Genomic DNA, 15,872 nt, shown 5'->3' with positions numbered 1-15,872 from the left:
TCCGGACCGCCGGTCAGGGGCGGGTCGCGGAGCGCCGCGCGAGACCGCTGAGGATCTCGACGATCTCGGGCAGGTAGAACGGGCCCACATGCGGTGCCGCGACCGAGTGGACCTCGGTCGGGTTGCCCGGCGTGAGGCGGTCGGCCTCGGCGATGAACCGGTCCTGCAGTGCCGGCGGGATCAGCCGGTCCTCGGTGAACCGCACGTAGGTGCGGGGGATCCGGCCCCACCGGTCCGCCTCGACGCGGGTCTCCGCCATCGGGATCGCGACCGATTCGTCCGGCTGGAACAGGTTGAGCGTCCGGGTCAGCTCCTCGTCGGTGAACCTCGCGGCCAGGCACTCGCGGATCCCGTCGAGCAGGTCCTGGTCGGCGGTGCGCCAGTTGACCCGGGCCACCCCGAGCTCGGCCGGGTCCCCGGCGACCGCCGCGGTGACCTTGTCGACCAGGCTGCCCGCGTTCTCGGGGGTCGCGAGGTACGCCACCATGCTCGGCAGGTCCACAGGGCAGTACGCGGCCATGTAGACGATGTGGTCGAGCAGCTCGGGCACGGCATTGCCGACCCGGCTGAGCGTGACGCCGCCCTGGCTGGCCCCCACGAGGACCACCGGCCCGTTGCGGCGCGCCCGGCGCACCACGTCCTCGACGTGCGCGGCGTAGTCGTCCAGCGTGAGGGCCGCGAGCGGGGACGGCTCCTTCGCCAGCGCCGCGAGGTCTTGCGGCGCTTGGTAAGCGCGCGGGTAGAAGCCGTCGATGCCGTGGCCGGGGAGGTCGACGGCGATGGTGCGGTACCCGCGGAGGGTCAGCTCCTGGGTGAGGCCGACCCAGCTGAACGAGGAGACGTGGGTGCCGTGGACGAACACGAGGGTGGGTGCGGAGTTGCTGGTCATGGTGGTGCTCCTTCAGCGGTTGTCGGATCGGTCGGGCGAGGTCGTGGCGGGACGCCGCATCGGGTAGAGCGGCGGGGCGTCGGCGAGCCGCACGGGGGCGCCGAGGTCGGTGAAGCCGTGCTTGCGGTAGAGGTCGCGGCTGCGCGGTGAGCTGGCTTCGAGGTAGGCGGCGATGCCGTCGCGGTCGGCCTGTTCGAGGCGGTGCCGTAGGAGCGCCGTGCCGATGCCGCGGCCCTGCCGGTCGGGGGCGACGCCCATGACGGCCAGGTAGAGGTGCGGTTCGTCGACGGGGTGCCGGGCCGCGAGCGCGGTGCCGACGGCGTGCAGCCGGGCGGTCGGCGCGTCAGGGTCCGGCGGGGCGGCCTGGTCGTCGTGGAGCCGCTCGCCGGCGCGGAGGTGCAGCCAGATCGCGGCGCCCGCGTCGTCGCCGGCCAGGTGGCCCTCGGCGCCGGGGTGGTCGAGCAGCGACCGGTAGAACCCGGTCTGCAGTGCGGCGCGGCCGGAGGGCTCGGGGAAGAGCCATGCGGCGAGCGGGTCGGCGTCGAACGCGGAGGCGAGGGCGGTGAGGACCGTGCCGTGCGCTGAGCGGTCGACCGCGCGGATCAGTGCGTACGATGTATCAACGTTCATGCGTACATCGTATTCACGTGTGATGCCTTGCTAGCAAGTCTAATTGGTGATCAGTGCACTAGTTCAGACTGAAGTGCACTAGTGCGCTTCGGTGGTATGGTTCCGGGAGTCCGCCCAGCCTCGGAGGTCACCATGTCGACGCCGCAAGAACCGCCGTTCCGGCAGATCGCCGCCGAGATCCGCGCGGGCATCGCCGCCGGTGACCTGCGTCCGGGCGACCGGGTGCCGTCGGTGCGGCAGATCGCCCAGCGCTGGGGCGTCGCCGCCGCCACGGCGAACCGGGTCATGGCGACCTTGCGGGATGAAGGGCTGGTCGTCACGCGGGTCGGCGCCGGCACGGTCGTCAGTGAGCGGGGCACGGCACCGCGTGCCGTCGAAGTCGATGCGCCGCAAGGCAGTGCGAGGCCGGCGCGGCGGCGCGGCATGCTGCCGCCGCCGCTCACCGCCGCGCGGATCCGGCGCACCGCCGTCGCCGTCGCCGACCGCGAAGGGCTGGAGTCGGTCACCATGCGCCGGCTCGCCGCCGAGCTCGGCGTCGGCCCGATGTCGCTCTACCGGCACGTGGCGACCAAGGAGGAACTGGTGGTCCAGATGGTCGAGGAGATCGTCGGCCCCGACGACCTCCCCGAACCCGGCACCGGCGGGTGGCGCGCCGGGCTCGAGCTGATCGCGCGCCGCCAGTGGGAGCTGTACCGCCGCCACCTGTGGGCGGCGCGCGCCATCTCCTTCACCCGGCCGCTGATGGTGCCCGGTCTCGCCGCCTACACCGAGTGGACCCTGCGGGTCCTCGCCGGCCTGGGGCTGTCGCAGCGGACCTGCGTCCAGGAGGCGATGGCGCTCCACTCGCTCGTCAACTCGGCCGCCCTGTCGGTCGCGGACGAGGTCGAGGCCGAGCAGGAGAGCGGCGTGAGCCTCGACCGCTGGCTGCAGGCGCAGCGGGAGCGGGCCGCCGAACTCCTCGACGGCGGCCGGTTCCCGCTGCTGCACGCGGCGGCGCAGGCGGGCGCCTTCGGCGACCTGGACGCGCAGTTCGAGTACGCGCTGGCCCGCCACCTCGACGGCTTCGCCGTCCTCCTCGGCCGGGCGCAGCGCGCCTGAGGCTAGGCCGGGGCGTCGCCGAAGTCGTCGATCCGCAGCCGCTCGCCGCCGCGCAGCGCGGACTCGTGGGCCACGATGCCCGGCATGGTGTACCGGGCGGCCACCCAGGCGTTCACCGTGGGGAGGCGCTGCTCGTTCACGGCGGTCACGAAGTCGTGCGTGAGCAGCTGGTGGCTGCCCATGTGGCCGTTGCCGAGGCCCTTGAACTCGACCGGGAGTTCGGAGACGTCGTGGATGGGCGCGTGCCCGGAGATGAACGAGTCGTGCAGGGCAGGGTCCACATTGGCCAGGACGGGGTCGTCGGCGCCGCTCGCCCACAGGGGCTGCAGCAGCTCGGTGACGTCGCTGAGGGGTTCGCCCTTCTCGTGCCAGTGGGTGGTGCTCGAGTTCTGCTCGAGGATGCTCTCGGTGCCGTAGAAGGTGAACCGGGACTCGGGAAGCCAGTGGCCCAGGCCGACCCGGCGGAACTCGTTGGTGCGGAAGCTGCCGCCGTCGGCCGTCTCGAAGAGCGCGGTGGCGTTGGAGAAGTCGTTGTCGAACATGCTCACGGACTTGTCGAAGACGCCGTCGCCGAGCTGGTCGGGCACGCCGATGGCGCTGACGCTGACGGCGTGCGTGTTCCAGGCGCCGAGCACGCCGCCGATGGCGTGGGTGGGGTACTTCAGGGGCGGGAAGCTGGCGGTCCGCTTCCAGTCCGCGCCGCCGCTGTACTGGTAGGCGGCGTAGAAGCCGTGGTCCATGTCGTGCACGTAGTCGCCCTCGGCGTAGAAGACGCGGCCGAACGCGCCGTCGGCGGCTTTCTGGCGGGCGAACACGGTGGAGGGGTGGTAGTAGCTGGTCTCGCCCATCATGTAGGTGAGTCCGGTCTCCTTGACCGCGTCGATGATCGCGGCGATCTCCTCCGCCGTGAAGGCCATCGGCACGGCCGAGTAGACGTGCTTGCCCGCGCGCAGGGCCCGCTCCACGAGCGGCCCGTGGGTCCAGCGCTGGGTGAAGATCGCGACGGCGTCCACATCGGAGGCGAGCATCGCGTCGAAGTCGTCCTCCACCCCTGCCAGGCCGAGCTCGCCGACGAGGGCCGCGGCGCGCTCGGGGAGGAGATCGGTGGCGGTGACCCGGGAGACGCCGGGGTGGGCGTTGAACAGTTTGGCGAACGAGCCGGCAAACTGCCCGGCGCCGACGAAGCCGATGGAGAACACGGCGACACTCCTTGATGATCGAGGCTGGTGGTGCGACCGGTGTCGGGCGCTGCGGCCTCACCGTATACATTCCGATCGGAGAAGTCTTCACGGATTGGAACGAGTTCTTCTTGGATCCTCAGATCGCGATACTCCCGCCGGAACTGCTGGGCTGGGCCGGGCGCCCGATCCTCATGGACACCGCCCACCAGCACGACGACCTGGAGATCAACTTCATCGCCGAGGGCGGCACCATGCTGTACCTCTTCGGCGGCGAGCCCGTCGAGATCGGCCCCGGCTCGGTCGCGGCGTTCTGGGCGGCCGTCCCGCACCAGCTCGTTGCGAACTCCGTGACCCGCGCGCACTGGGTGCACGTCCCGTTCGCGACGTTCCTCGGCTGGGGCCTGCCCACCGCCCTCGTCGGGCGCCTGCTCTCGGGCACGCCGCTCATCGCCCCGCCTTCGGCCGCAATGGCTTCGGACGACGCGAACTTCACCCAGTGGGCCGCCGACCTGTCGAGTGCGCAGCCGGAGCGCCGCCGCATCCTGCTGCTCGAGGTCGAGGCGCGGGTCCGGCGCCTCGCGCTGGACGCGCCGCAGGACCCGGTCCCCCGGCATTCCGGTGGCGATCCCGCACTGCGCCACGTCGTCACGATGGCCCGGCACATCGCCGAGCACTTCCGCGAACCGCTCACCGTGGCCGATGTCGCCGCGGCGGCGCGCCTGCACCCGGGGTACGCGATGACGCACTTCGGCAAGATCGTGCGCACCACGATCAACGACTACCTGACCCGGTGCCGCCTGGCCGAGGGGCGCCGCTTGCTCGTCACCACCGACCTCCCGATCGCTGACGTCGCCGCCGAGTCGGGCTTCAGCTCGGTCAGCCGGTTCTACGCCGCGTTCAAGACCGAATGCGGCACCCCGCCCGCGACCTACCGGCGCCAGCACCGGTAGCGAACAGCCCCGCCGGACCTGCAGGTCGGCGGGGCCTCGCGTTGCATCCTTACTGTGCGGTCTTGGCGCTCCGCGCGAAGAGGGCGCCGAGTCCGATCATGCCGACGGCCAGGACCAGGTGGAGCCAGTTGTCGGCGTCGTTGACGGGCACGAAGTTCGCGCTCGAGTCCAGGTCGATGAGCAGGCCGTAGATCCACAGCACGAGGTAGATCGCGCCGCCGATCACCAGATACGTGATGGCGCCTGAGACCGTGCGCATCATCAGGAAGCCGACGATGCCGAAGAGCAGGTGGACGATGTTGTGGAGCACCGACACCTCGAACACGCCCAGCAGCAGGGCCTCGGAATGGTGGCCGGCGAACGTCATCGAGTCGAAGCCGGTGGTGATGCCCGGGACGAAGCCGAGCAGGCCGACCAGGACGAACACCAATGAGACGACCATCGTGACGATCTGCACGGGCGCGCGGCCGCGAGTGCTTTGCATGGACATTTCGAACTCCTTTGCAGTCGGGGTACGGACGCGAGTACCCGTCGCGGCGCTCATCGTCCTGTCATACCCCCGATTCGGAGCCGCCATGCCCGCGGATGGGTCGGCGGGCGGGATTTCTCCGCGGACGCGGCGAAAAACCGACCGGCCCGTGCGGGCCGGTCGGCTTTCAGGTCGGGTCCTCAGCTCAGTTCGCGAGCCCGGCACCAGCGGTTTCGTAGTGCGGCGCGGTGTGCAGGCGCAGCGATTCCTGCTCGGCAGGGTCGGTCCGGGCGACGATGGCCGTGACGTCCTCGGAGCCCACGATGGGCTGATGCGGCATGCCCGGCGGGATGTACACCATGTCGCCCGGTTCGAGGTCGGCCAGGTGCTCCAGTTGGTCGCCGTAGCGGATCTGGTGGCGGCCGGCGAGCACGTAGATCGCCGACTCGTGGCCGTCATGCATATGGGCGTGCGTCTCGGTGTGCGCGGCTATGAACACCCGGTGCAGGCACAGCCGTTCGGAACCCACTGACTCACGGGACACCCCCGCGGAGAACAGGCCGCCCTGCGCACCCGCATAGGCGCCGTCCTCGTTCTTCATGATCACCACATTCACGGCCAAACCATAACGGCAGCAATGGCCTCGGCGGCGCTCTCGCGGTATCCCGGTGTGTCCGATGTCGAACATGAACAAGTCGCTGATCTGAGCGCGGCGAAAAGAATACGTGAATGCGCGACGCTGCGGCCGCAGATTTGCGAGAGTGGGGCATCGTCGGTACCGAAGCGGTCCCGATCCTGGCTCGAGGGGGACGCCATGTCGTTCTGGGATTTCTTCTGGCTGCTGCTGATCTGGCTGCCGCTGATGATGATGTGGGCGTTCGCGCTGTTCGACATCTTCCGCCGGGACGACCTCAAGGGCTGGCTCAAGGCGCTCTGGGTCGTGGTCGTGGTCATCCTGCCGTTCTTCGGCACGCTGATCTACCTGATCGCCCGCCCGGCCGGCGCGACCGCCGCCGAACGGGAGGCGCTCGACCAGAACAGCCGCGCGTTCGTCGCGAAGTACGCCCCGGACAACGGCGCCGAGCAATTGCGGGTCCTCGCCGACCTGCACGATCGCGGCAAGCTCACCGACGAGGAGTTCCAGGCCGAGAAGGCCCGGGTCCTGGGCGGTGCAGCCGCTTTACCGCGATGATCTGAACGCACGAAGGGCGGGAGCCGCACGGCTCCCGCCCTCTCGCGTTCGCAGCCGTCAGCCGACGCCGCGCCCGTACCGCTCGGCCAGGCGCTGCACCTGCTCGGCGGCGATATCGGTGGTCCACTCCCACCCGGGCTTGGCCGTCGCACCGACCCGCAGGTCACTGGGCACACGGCCCTCGCCCAACGCCAGCACGTACGCCCGGTCCAAGTCGATCCGCGTGCGAACCGCCTCCGCACCGCCCACCGACCCGTGGCCGGGAACGACGACATCGACCTTCGCCGCGACGTCCTCGAGCCGCTCCAACCCGACGAGGTACTCCGCGACCGGGTCGTTGGTGTCGCCCAAGACGTCGAGGTTCGGCACCAGGACATCGGAGAGCATGTCGCCGGCGATGAGCACCCCGCACTCCTCAATGAACAGCGCCGCATGGCCCGGCGCATGCGCCGGAAGCTCGATCACCTCGACCCTCGGTCCCTCCCAAGGGATCTGGGCCGCCCCTGCCGGCAACGCCGTGATGAGGCCGAACAGCTCCAGCGGCACCTCCTCCGCGATCTCCGGAGGCAGCCCCTCGGCAGCGCGGACCCTCCAGTCCGGATCCGCCCGGAACTCCCGCATGACCGCCGCACACCGAGCCGTCCCGTAACGCGGCGCCTCCCCGAGCTCCGGATGCCACAACACGTGATCCCAGTCGGGATGCGTCGCGAACCCCGCCGCAACACCGTGCCCCAGCCTGCGGAGATCACCGGCAAGACAGGCCATCTCCGACTCGGTCAACCCCGGATCGACGACCAGCACGCCCGACTCGCCCTGCACCACAACGGCATTGTTCTCGAGCAGCGCACTCTGATGCGTCAGCACGCCCTCAGCGACCAGTTTCAGCATGGACCCTCCTCAGCGCGGCCCGACCCCCGTCGAGACCGTCTCGTTCTACACCAACAGAGACGCCACGGCCGCCCGAAAATCATCGCCGCGCCCCGCAAGACCCCCACGCCCCTAGTCCTGCCCGAGCGCCCGCGCGGTCGCCGTGCCGCGCATGTCCGCCACCCGGCCCTCGTAGAGGACCCGCCCGCCGTGGCGGCCCGCGCCCGGGCCGAGGTCCACGATCCAGTCCGCGCGGCGGATCACCTCGGTGTGGTGCTCGATGACGACCACGGTGTGCCCGCCCTCGACCAACTGGTCCAGCACCGCCATGAGCGTGTCGATGTCGCGCAGGTGCAGCCCCGTCGTCGGCTCGTCCAGCACGTACAGCGACGGCTCGGCGGCCTCGCGCAGCTCCCTCGCGATCTTCACGCGCTGGCACTCCCCGCCGGAGAGCGTCGAGAGCGGCTGGCCGAGGCGCAGGTAGCCGAGCCCCACCCGGTCGAGGTGGTGCAGCCCCTTGCGGATCGCCGGATCCGCGAGCCGCTGCAGCGCCTCCAAGATGGTCAGGTCCCCCACCTCGGCGATGGTGAGCCCGTCGACGCGGTGCCGCAGCGCCTCCGCGGTGAACCGGAGTCCGCCGCACGTCTCGCACACGGTCTCCTGCCCGTCCATGAACGCGAGGTCGGTGTAGACGACGCCGAGCCCCTTGCAGTCCGCGCAGGCCCCTTCGGAGTTGGCGCTGAAGTACTTCGCGGGCAGGCCGCTCGCCTTCGCGAACAGCTTCCGGACCGGCGCGGCGATCCCGGTGTACGTGATCGGCGTCGACCGGCGGTTGGCCGCGACGGCCCGCTGGTCGACCACGATCGCGCCGTGCTGCTCCACCAGTTCGGCCGCCAGGCTCGACTTCCCGGACCCGGCGACGCCGGTGAGCACGGTCAGCACCCCGGTCGGGAGGTCGACGGTGACCTCCTGCAGGTTGTTGCGCGCGGCCCGCTCGATCGTTATGGCCCCGAAGGGTTCCCGAGGTGCGGCGCCGACCGGCGCCGGCTTCGCGAGCGCGAGTGCGGTCGGCGTGTCGGCCCCTCGGAGCCGGTCGAACCGCCCCTGGAAGACCACCCTGCCGCCGGCGGCGCCGCCGTCCGGCCCGATCTCGACGACCTGGTCGGCGACCGCCATCACCGCCGGGTCGTGCTCGACCACGAGCACCGTGTTCCCCTTGTCCCGCAACCGCTCCAAGAGCCCGATCATGGCGTGGACGTCCTGCGGGTGCAGGCCCACCGTGGGCTCGTCGAAGATGTACAGCATCTCGATCAGGCTGCTGCCCAAGTGCTTCACGGTCTTCACCCGCTGCGACTCGCCCCCGGAGAGGCTCGTCGTGGCCCGCCCCAGGTGCAGGTAGCCGAGCCCGATCGCGTCCATCGCCCGCAGCCGCTCCACCAGCGCCGACACCACCGGTGCCACGGCCGCGTCCTGGACGCCCGCAACGAGGTCCGCGAGTTCGGCGACCTCCATGAGGGCCAGTTCGCCGATGGTGCGGCCGAGCACGGTGACGGCCCGGGCCTCGGCGTTCAACCGGTCGCCGCCGCACTCGGGGCACGTGCCGGACCTCGTGAACCGCTCGATGGCCTCCCGCTTGCGGTCCGACAGGTTGTCGGAGGTGTGCAGGTAGATGCGCTCGAACCACGCGACCAGGCCCTCGAAGTCGGCCGGCGGCTCGACGCCGAGGCGGTCGAGGTGCGCGCCGCCGTGCAGCAGCGCGCCGCGTTGATCCTCGGTCCAGGACCGCAGCGGCTCGTCGGCCGGGAACCATCCGAGGTCGGTGTACTTGGTGAGCCAGTAGCCGCCGTCCACGAAGCCGGGCAGGAGGATCGCGCCCTCCTTCAGCGTCCGGCCGAGGTCGAGGAACGACGCGGTGTCGATCTCGACGGCCTCGCCCAGGCCCGAGCAGGTCGGGCACATGCCCGCGGGGTCGTTGAAGGAGAAGCGGTTCGACTCGCCGCCGAGGTGCGGGTCGCCGATCCGCGAGTAGAGCAGCCGCAGGTACGTCCACGTGTCGGTGATCGTTCCCACCGTGGACCGGGCGTTGCCGCCGAGGCGGCGCTGGTCGATGACGACCACGGGCGACAGGCCGGAGATCTCGTCGGCCTCGGGCCGCGTCCACTTCGGCAGCCGGTTCCGCAGGAACGGCGGGTACGTCTCGTTGACCTGGTGGCCGGCCTCGGCGGCGATCGTGTCGAACACCAGCGACGACTTCCCGGAGCCGGACGGGCCCGCGAACACGGTCAGACTCCCGCGCGGCACCTCCAGGTCGACCGACTTGAGGTTGTTGGACCTGGCGCCGCGGATGCGGATCATGCGTTCGTTCATGCCTGCGACGCTAGGCGCAGATGCGGCCGTTTCCTGACCGCGTCTTCCGGCACACTGGATCCATGCCCGATGTCACCCGCCGGATGCTCTCGCTCCTGGCGTCGCTGCAGACCGGCCGCTCGTTCGGCGGCGGCGAGCTCGCCGCGCGCCTCGGCGTGAGCCCGCGGACGCTGCGGCGGGACGTGGACCGCCTGCGCGAGTACGGCTACCCCGTCGAGACCCGCCCGGGGCCCGGCGGGCACTACCGGCTCACCGCCGGCGCTGTGATGCCCCCGCTCATGCTCGAGGACGACGAGGCCATCGCGGTCCTCCTCGGCCTCGCCGCCCTCGCGGCGACCGGCAGCGCCGACGAGGGCTCGGTCGACGAGGCCGCCACCCGCGCCTACGGCAAGGTCGAGCAGTACCTGCCGAAGCGGCTGCGCCACCGGATCGCGCGCGTCCGCTCCAGTCTGGAGACCAGCGAGGTCCGCGCCCCGAGCACGAGCGCGGGCGACCTCGGCGAACTCGCGGACGCGATCGCGGCCCGGCAGGTCGTCGCCTTCGACTACGAGCGCAAGGACGGCACGGCCTCGTCCCGCCGCGTCGAGCCCTACCGGCAGGTGCACCACCTACAGCGCTGGTTCCTCCTCGGCTGGGACCTCGACCGGGGCGACTGGCGGGTCTTCCGCACCGACCGGCTCTCCGGCCTGCGGCTGTCCACGTCCCGGTTCGAGCCCCGGCCCGCCCCTCCCGCGGTCGACTACCTGATCGAGGGCATCGGGAAGGACCGGCAGCCGGTCGTGTTCGTCATCGAGGGACCGCCCGGGCCCGTGGCCGAGGCGTTCCGCCACGACACCGTCGAGCTGAGCGCGCTCGACGACGGACGCACCCGCGTGGCCCTGCGCCTCGACACCTGGCAATGGCCGCTCGTCACCCTCGCGTTCCTCGACGCCGACTTCACGATCGAAGCCCCCGACGCCTTCCGGGAGGGGTTCAGCCGCTTCGCCGAACGCCTGCGCGCGGCAGTCCACAACTGAGCGTCCGGCCGGATTTCGACGTGCTAGGCGACCGCGGCCCGATCGCTTTCGACATCACTTTCGACATCGTTTTCGACAGTGGCCTGCGGGACCGTCTCCTCCTGCTTGGGCTTCGCCCGCTTGCGGAGGCTTCCCAGCAGGACCCCTCCGACCACCAGGACGCCGCCCAGGGCCTCGGCGCGGGTCACCGTCTCGCCCAGGATCAGCCAGGCCGCGGTCATGCCGGTGACCGGCACCAGCATGGAGAACGGCGCCACCACTCCCGCAGGGTGCTTCGACATGAGCCAGGTCCACAGGCCCGAACCGAGGATCGTGCCGATCACCACCGTGTAGGCCAAGCCGACCACGGCGCCGACCGCGCCCGGGTCGCCGAAGCCCGTCAGCGAGTCGCCGATGCGCGACGGCCCCTCGACCAACATCGCCAGCGCCAGCATCGGCAGCGGCGGCACCACCGACATCCACAGCGTCAGATGAAGCGGGTTCCCCGCTCTCGCCTGCCGGTTGCAGATGTTGCCCATCGCCCATCCGAGGGCCCCGGCCAGCGTCAGCAGGAACGGCACCACACTGGCGTGCTCGGCGCGCTGCCAGCCCACCACCGCGAGCCCGCCAACCGCGACCAGGACGCCGATCAGCTGCGGGCCGCTCACGCGCTCCCTAAGGACGGTGGCCCCCAGGAGCATCGTGAACGGCCCTGAGGCCTGGAGGACCAGCGAGGCCAGGCCCGCCGGCATGCCGGCGGCCATGCCCCAGTACAGGAACAGGAACTGCACGGTGCCGAAGCCGAGCCCGTAGCCGATGAGCCAGCGCAGCGGCACGTCCGGGCGCTTGATGAGGAGCACCGTGGGGACGGCGATGAGCGCGAACCGGAGTGCGACGAGGAACATCGGAGGGAAATGCTGGAGGGAGGCGTCGATGGCGATGAAGTTGAGGCCCCACATGACGGCGACCGCCATGGCGAGCAGGACGTGGCGAACAGGCATGGCTCCATGATGCGAGCCCGGACAGTAAAGCACAAATGAAAACTGCTTAAGGCATTCTGTAGTATCGCTACATGGACGTGCGTCATCTGGAGCTGCTTCGCGAACTGGCGCTACGCGGCAGCGTCACCGAGGTCGCCCGCGCCACCCACCGGACCCCCTCTGCGGTCTCCCAGCAGCTCAAGGCCGCGCAACGGGAGTTCGGCATGGCGCTGGCGGAGCCTTCGGGCCGCGGCCTGCGCCTGACCGAGGCGGGCAGGCTCCTGGCCGAGGGAGGGGCGGCGGTCGCCACCGCGATCGAACAGGTTCGCGCCCAATGGGACTCGTTCCGCGGCCAACCCTCAGGCACCGTCACCGTCGCGGCCCTCCCCAGCGCCGCGACCTTCATGCTCGCGGCGGTCCTGCGGGAGTTCGAGGGGAGCGCGATCGAGATCCGTTGCAGCGACATCGACATCGCCGAGGCGGCGTTCGCCCCGCTCGCGGCGGACAACGACATCGTGATCGCCCACAGCTTCACCGGCGTGCGCCCTGCGGGCGGCGACGCCCTCCACGTCCAACCGCTCGCACGCGAACCCCTCGACGTCGCGATGGCCGCCGACCACCCCCTCGCCGCACAGGGCTCGGTCCGCGCCGAGGACCTGGTCGACTGCGAGTGGATCGGCGTGCCCCAGGGCTACCCCTTCAACTCCGTCCTCGAATCGATCGAACGGGCCACCGGCGCCACCTTGCAAGTGTCCCAACGCATCCGGGACAACCGGCTCGTAGAGTCCCTGGTCGCGGGCAGCCGCCGCATCGCCGTACTCCCCCGCTTCACCACCCCCACCGGAAACGGCCTCGTCCTGCGCGAGATCACCGACATCCCCACGAGGCGCCACATCACCGCGATCCTGCGGCCCGACCGCGCAGAACGACTCGCGGTCAGACAGGTCCTCGAAGCCTTCAAGCGAGTAGCCGCCGACGTAGAACGCCACCACCGCGGAACAACCGAATAACCGAGCCACCAGGCCTGACCGACATCAGGAGCAGATCCTCGAGGTCCGTTCTGTTCAAGCCGGGCGGGGGTTCGCCGTTTTAGCGTGGGGTCATGACACGAATCACCGATACCATGATCGAACGGGCAGCCGAGTTCGTCTGGCTGACCGGGAGCACGCTGGTCCAGCGCCGTATGGCGTACTGGCTGGGGGAGGGCGACCGGGACGCGGTCCTGGCGGCGTTCGCGGGACACCGGACGGTCGACGGCGGGTACGCGTTCGCGATCGAACCCGATGTGAAGGGGCATGCGCCGCAGCCGCTTTCGGCGATGGCGGCCTTGGAGGTCCTCGACGAGGTCGACGCGGTCGACCAGGAGCTGGCGGCGTCCATCTGCGATTGGCTGCTGCGCCATACGGCCGAGGACGGCGGCGTTCCGGATCTGCTTCCGAGCATCGCCGCGTACCCGCGCCCGCCTTGGGTCGAACCGCCGCCGCAGGACCGGGGCGGACTGCTCACCACGGCGAGGATCGCCGGGATACTCCTCAAGCACGGGATCGAGCACCCGTGGGTCGCAGGAGCCGCCGAGTTCTGCCGCAAGGCGATCAGCGAGATCGACACGACGCATCCGTACGAGGTGTTCAGCGTGCTTCGCTTCCTTGAGCATGCGCCCGAGCGGGCCTGGGCCGAGGCCGAGGCGAAGCGGTTCGGGGCGCTCGTTCGGGACGGCGACCTGGTGCTGCTCGACCCGGCGAACCCGGACGGGATCGCCTCGCCTCCCGGATACGCGGAGGAGGAGTTCACGTACCCGTGCGAGTTCGCCAGAGGGCCGTGGAGCCTTGCGGCCCAATGGTTCTCGGAGGAGGAGCTGCGTGTTTCGCTGGACCGTCTCGTCTCCGAGCAGCGCGACGACGGCGGTTGGCCGATCTACTACCGGCGCTGGAATCCGGCGATCGAGCAGCAGGCCCGACCCGGGTTCACGTTGTCGGCGCTGCGAACGCTCCGCGCGTGGGATCAGGCGCGCTGAGCCGCGAGTCGACGCGGGGTTGCGCCCGACCAGCGCCGCACCTGGCGGCTCAGGTGCGCTTGGTCGGCGTAGCCCTGCTCGGCTGCGATACGGCTCCAGTCCGGTGCAGACTCGGCGGCCTCGAGCGAGCGTCGGAAGCGCAGGATCTGCTCCAGAGTCTTCGGCCCGTACCCGGTCGCGGCCTGGACGCGGCGCCGCAGGTGGCGTTCGGAGTAGCCGAGTTCCCTAGCGAGGCTTGCAATCGCGCGCGGACGGGGACAGTCCAGGGCATCCGCGACGCTGACCGCGATCCGGTCGGGCGCATGGGCGTCGAAGCGGGCGCCGAGCGCAGCGGCGAGGGTCGCGGCGATCTGCCAGGGGCCCGGCTGTGCGGCGAGTGCTTCGCGGAGCCGCAGGGCCGCTTCGCCCCACAGTTCGGACAAGTCCGGTTGGGCGTCGGCCACTTCGGTCGCCGGGGTCTCGCCGAGCAGCGGGCGCGCGGCGCCGGGCCGCAGGCGGACGCCGACGATGAGTTCGCCCGGTGCGAGCGGCACCTCGCGGTGACCGGTGTCCGGTCCCGCGATCGCAAGGACGCCTTGCCGCCAGAGCAGGTCGGTGCACCCGTCCGGCACGACCCGCGCGGTGCTCGCACCGACCTCGGGTGCGCGGCGGACCCACACGCAAGGCGACCACGGACGCAGCGGCCCCAGCGGCAGACGCTCTTCGTAAACCGGCTTCGCTACCACCGTGCCACGGTAGCGCTGGGGCACGACAACACCGCTGAGTCTGATCGGCACGCGGCGGAAGTCGTCAACCGTCAAGTCCAAGCCGTTCCATCCAATCGGGACATGACTGGTCGATGCGAACCCGCCTGCGCACGTTTTCGCAGATCAACGGCACGCAAACGCTCCGATTCGCCCCTATGGACCGCAGTTCGAAGGCCTGGAATGAAGAAAGCCCCGGTGACGCTGCGTTTCCACAGGTCAACGGGGCTTGCTGGCGGAGGCTCTGCTTTCGATCCTCGTCCACTTCGTTGCGGAGGATATGGGATTTGAACCCATGATCGGGTATCACCCGAAACCCGCTTAGCAGGCGGGCGCACTAGGCCACTATGCGAATCCTCCAGGACGCGCCGGAGCGCGTACCAAGCACAGAGCATACCGGTCCGGTCCCGGAATGCCCAAGCGGGTTCGGTTCGGTCAGAGCCAGCTCACGTGGGGTGCGACCAGGAGGTATCCGACGAAGGCGGCGATGTCGAGGAGAGTGTGGGCGACGATGAGGGGGCCGGTGCGCTTCCAGCGGAGGTAGAAGAGCGCGAAGACGGCGCCCATGACCGCGTTGCCTATGAAGCCGCCGAAGCCCTGGTAGAGGTGGTAGGTGCCGCGCAGGAGCGCGTGGGCGACGATGATCGCGGGCGTGCTCCAGGCGAGCTGGCGCAGGCGCGTGACGAGGTAGCCGAGCCCCACGACCTCTTCGATGACGGCGTTCTTGAGCGCGGCGAGGACGAGGATCGGGACGGCCCACCACACGTCGTTGAGGTTCGCGGCGGCGATCTCGGCGTTGAGGCCGAGGGCGCGGGCGCTGAAGTAGAGGGCGAGGCCGGGGATGCCGATGCACGCGGCCAGGCCGGCCCCGCTGAGGAGGTCGAAGCCGGGCCGGCGGAGGTCGAGGCCGATGGCGCGGAAGGGGTTGCCGCGGTCGAGGCTCAGCAGGTGCAGAGCGAGCGCGACGGGCGCCATGGCGAGGGCGAGGCTCACGAGCTGCCGCGCCAGGTCGTACCAGGGCCGCTCGGCCTCGGCCTTCGCCGAGTTCATGGACTGGACGCTGTCGGCGAGGCCTCCCGGTTCCGTGAGGGTGCCGATGATGCTGACGATCGACCAGATCGCCGACGCGCCTAGGGAAAGGGCGAGGACGATCCAGATCTCGCGCCCGATGACACGGGGCGCGAGGAGCGACGCGGGTGCTTCGGCGGTCTCGGGGCGGTTCGACATGCGGTCCAGCCTGCCAGAACGGCGGCACGCGAGTGCCGACCGGTCGACACGCCCGGGTATCGCAGCGGATCGGCCGGGTCGCACTGCGTGTGCGACGCGGGGGTCCGGGAGGCCGGGATGATCATGGAACGAGGCGAGGTGCTGTGAATCTCATCCCACTCGGCGACGCTCACCATTCACGGCACCTCGCTTTCCTACACCCTGTCGCGGCCCGGTGTCTGTCGGTTTCTTGACACTCGTCGAGGCGAATCAGGTAAGGTTAGCCAGTCC

Annotated in this window: 16 protein-coding genes and 1 tRNA gene; 6 read left to right on the top strand and 11 right to left on the bottom strand. The window is 70.6% G+C overall.

All coding sequences use genetic code 11. The annotated features are described in order from the left end of the window. Positions 1-13 precede the first annotated feature (13 nt). The gene (locus tag O2L52_RS17485; protein WP_270117074.1) at positions 14-889 is read right to left on the bottom strand and encodes an alpha/beta fold hydrolase; all 876 of its coding nucleotides are present in this window, start codon (positions 887-889) and stop codon (positions 14-16) included. A gap of 12 nt (positions 890-901) precedes the next feature. Then, the gene (locus O2L52_RS17480) at positions 902-1,519 is read right to left on the bottom strand and encodes a GNAT family N-acetyltransferase (protein ID WP_270117073.1); all 618 of its coding nucleotides are present in this window, start codon (positions 1,517-1,519) and stop codon (positions 902-904) included. Positions 1,520-1,651: 132 nt separating this feature from the next. Between O2L52_RS17480 and O2L52_RS17475 the strand changes: the two genes are divergently transcribed. Continuing rightward, entirely contained in the window at positions 1,652-2,617 is a 966-nt protein-coding gene (locus O2L52_RS17475; protein ID WP_270117072.1) for a TetR/AcrR family transcriptional regulator C-terminal domain-containing protein, read from the top strand. Between the two features lie 2 nt (positions 2,618-2,619). On the opposite strand, the gene O2L52_RS17470 is transcribed toward O2L52_RS17475, so the two are convergent. Beyond that, entirely contained in the window at positions 2,620-3,816 is a 1,197-nt protein-coding gene (locus O2L52_RS17470; RefSeq protein WP_270117071.1) for a Gfo/Idh/MocA family protein, read from the bottom strand. 110 nt (positions 3,817-3,926) lie between these two features. On the opposite strand from O2L52_RS17470, the gene O2L52_RS17465 reads away from it, so the two are divergent. Continuing rightward, positions 3,927-4,748 (top strand): helix-turn-helix domain-containing protein, encoded by an 822-nt coding sequence (locus O2L52_RS17465; RefSeq protein ID WP_270117070.1) that lies wholly within the window; start codon positions 3,927-3,929, stop codon positions 4,746-4,748. Positions 4,749-4,797: 49 nt separating this feature from the next. Here O2L52_RS17465 and O2L52_RS17460 read toward each other — a convergent pair whose 3' ends face one another. Both O2L52_RS17460 and O2L52_RS17455 read right to left on the bottom strand, forming a co-directional pair. Beyond that, the gene (locus tag O2L52_RS17460; RefSeq protein WP_270117069.1) at positions 4,798-5,238 is read right to left on the bottom strand and encodes a DUF4383 domain-containing protein; all 441 of its coding nucleotides are present in this window, start codon (positions 5,236-5,238) and stop codon (positions 4,798-4,800) included. Between the two features lie 184 nt (positions 5,239-5,422). Next, positions 5,423-5,833 carry a cupin domain-containing protein gene (locus O2L52_RS17455; protein ID WP_270117068.1) on the bottom strand — a complete coding sequence of 137 codons (411 nt, stop codon included), beginning with the start codon at positions 5,831-5,833 and terminating at the stop codon, positions 5,423-5,425. A 198-nt stretch (positions 5,834-6,031) separates the two neighbouring features. Between O2L52_RS17455 and O2L52_RS17450 the strand changes: the two genes are divergently transcribed. Further along, positions 6,032-6,409, top strand: coding sequence for an SHOCT domain-containing protein (locus O2L52_RS17450; RefSeq protein WP_270117067.1), 378 nt, complete (start codon positions 6,032-6,034; stop codon positions 6,407-6,409). Positions 6,410-6,466: 57 nt separating this feature from the next. On the opposite strand, the gene O2L52_RS17445 is transcribed toward O2L52_RS17450, so the two are convergent. Both O2L52_RS17445 and O2L52_RS17440 read right to left on the bottom strand, forming a co-directional pair. Further along, positions 6,467-7,297: an MBL fold metallo-hydrolase gene (locus O2L52_RS17445; RefSeq protein WP_270117066.1), complete on the bottom strand. Its 831-nt coding sequence runs from the start codon at positions 7,295-7,297 to the stop codon at positions 6,467-6,469. 111 nt (positions 7,298-7,408) lie between these two features. Further along, positions 7,409-9,643, bottom strand: a complete 2,235-nt coding sequence (locus O2L52_RS17440) for an excinuclease ABC subunit UvrA (RefSeq protein WP_270117065.1) — start codon at positions 9,641-9,643, stop codon at positions 7,409-7,411. Between the two features lie 62 nt (positions 9,644-9,705). Between O2L52_RS17440 and O2L52_RS17435 the strand changes: the two genes are divergently transcribed. After that, positions 9,706-10,659: a helix-turn-helix transcriptional regulator gene (locus O2L52_RS17435; protein ID WP_270117063.1), complete on the top strand. Its 954-nt coding sequence runs from the start codon at positions 9,706-9,708 to the stop codon at positions 10,657-10,659. A gap of 23 nt (positions 10,660-10,682) precedes the next feature. Here O2L52_RS17435 and O2L52_RS17430 read toward each other — a convergent pair whose 3' ends face one another. Next, positions 10,683-11,639, bottom strand: a complete 957-nt coding sequence (locus O2L52_RS17430) for an EamA family transporter (protein WP_270117061.1) — start codon at positions 11,637-11,639, stop codon at positions 10,683-10,685. A gap of 71 nt (positions 11,640-11,710) precedes the next feature. On the opposite strand from O2L52_RS17430, the gene O2L52_RS17425 reads away from it, so the two are divergent. Both O2L52_RS17425 and O2L52_RS17420 read left to right on the top strand, forming a co-directional pair. After that, positions 11,711-12,628, top strand: coding sequence for a LysR family transcriptional regulator (locus tag O2L52_RS17425; RefSeq protein ID WP_270117060.1), 918 nt, complete (start codon positions 11,711-11,713; stop codon positions 12,626-12,628). A gap of 92 nt (positions 12,629-12,720) precedes the next feature. Then, the gene (locus O2L52_RS17420; protein WP_270117059.1) at positions 12,721-13,632 is read left to right on the top strand and encodes a hypothetical protein; all 912 of its coding nucleotides are present in this window, start codon (positions 12,721-12,723) and stop codon (positions 13,630-13,632) included. Here O2L52_RS17420 and O2L52_RS17415 read toward each other — a convergent pair. From O2L52_RS17415 to O2L52_RS17405, 3 genes are all read right to left on the bottom strand, one after another. Further along, the gene (locus O2L52_RS17415) at positions 13,620-14,357 is read right to left on the bottom strand and encodes a helix-turn-helix transcriptional regulator (RefSeq protein WP_270117058.1); all 738 of its coding nucleotides are present in this window, start codon (positions 14,355-14,357) and stop codon (positions 13,620-13,622) included. The genes O2L52_RS17420 and O2L52_RS17415 overlap by 13 nt on opposite strands. A 290-nt stretch (positions 14,358-14,647) precedes the next feature. Beyond that, positions 14,648-14,735, bottom strand: a tRNA-Ser gene (locus tag O2L52_RS17410). 75 nt (positions 14,736-14,810) lie between these two features. Next, entirely contained in the window at positions 14,811-15,602 is a 792-nt protein-coding gene (locus O2L52_RS17405) for a CPBP family intramembrane glutamic endopeptidase (RefSeq protein ID WP_270117057.1), read from the bottom strand. Between the last annotated feature and the right edge of the window lie 270 nt (positions 15,603-15,872).

The sequence above is a fragment of the Glycomyces algeriensis genome (assembly GCF_027622855.1).
In the GTDB taxonomy this organism is placed as follows: domain Bacteria; phylum Actinomycetota; class Actinomycetes; order Mycobacteriales; family Micromonosporaceae; genus Glycomyces; species Glycomyces algeriensis.
Note: the sequence above shows the minus strand (reverse complement) of the source record. Positions and strands in the feature narration are given on the sequence as shown.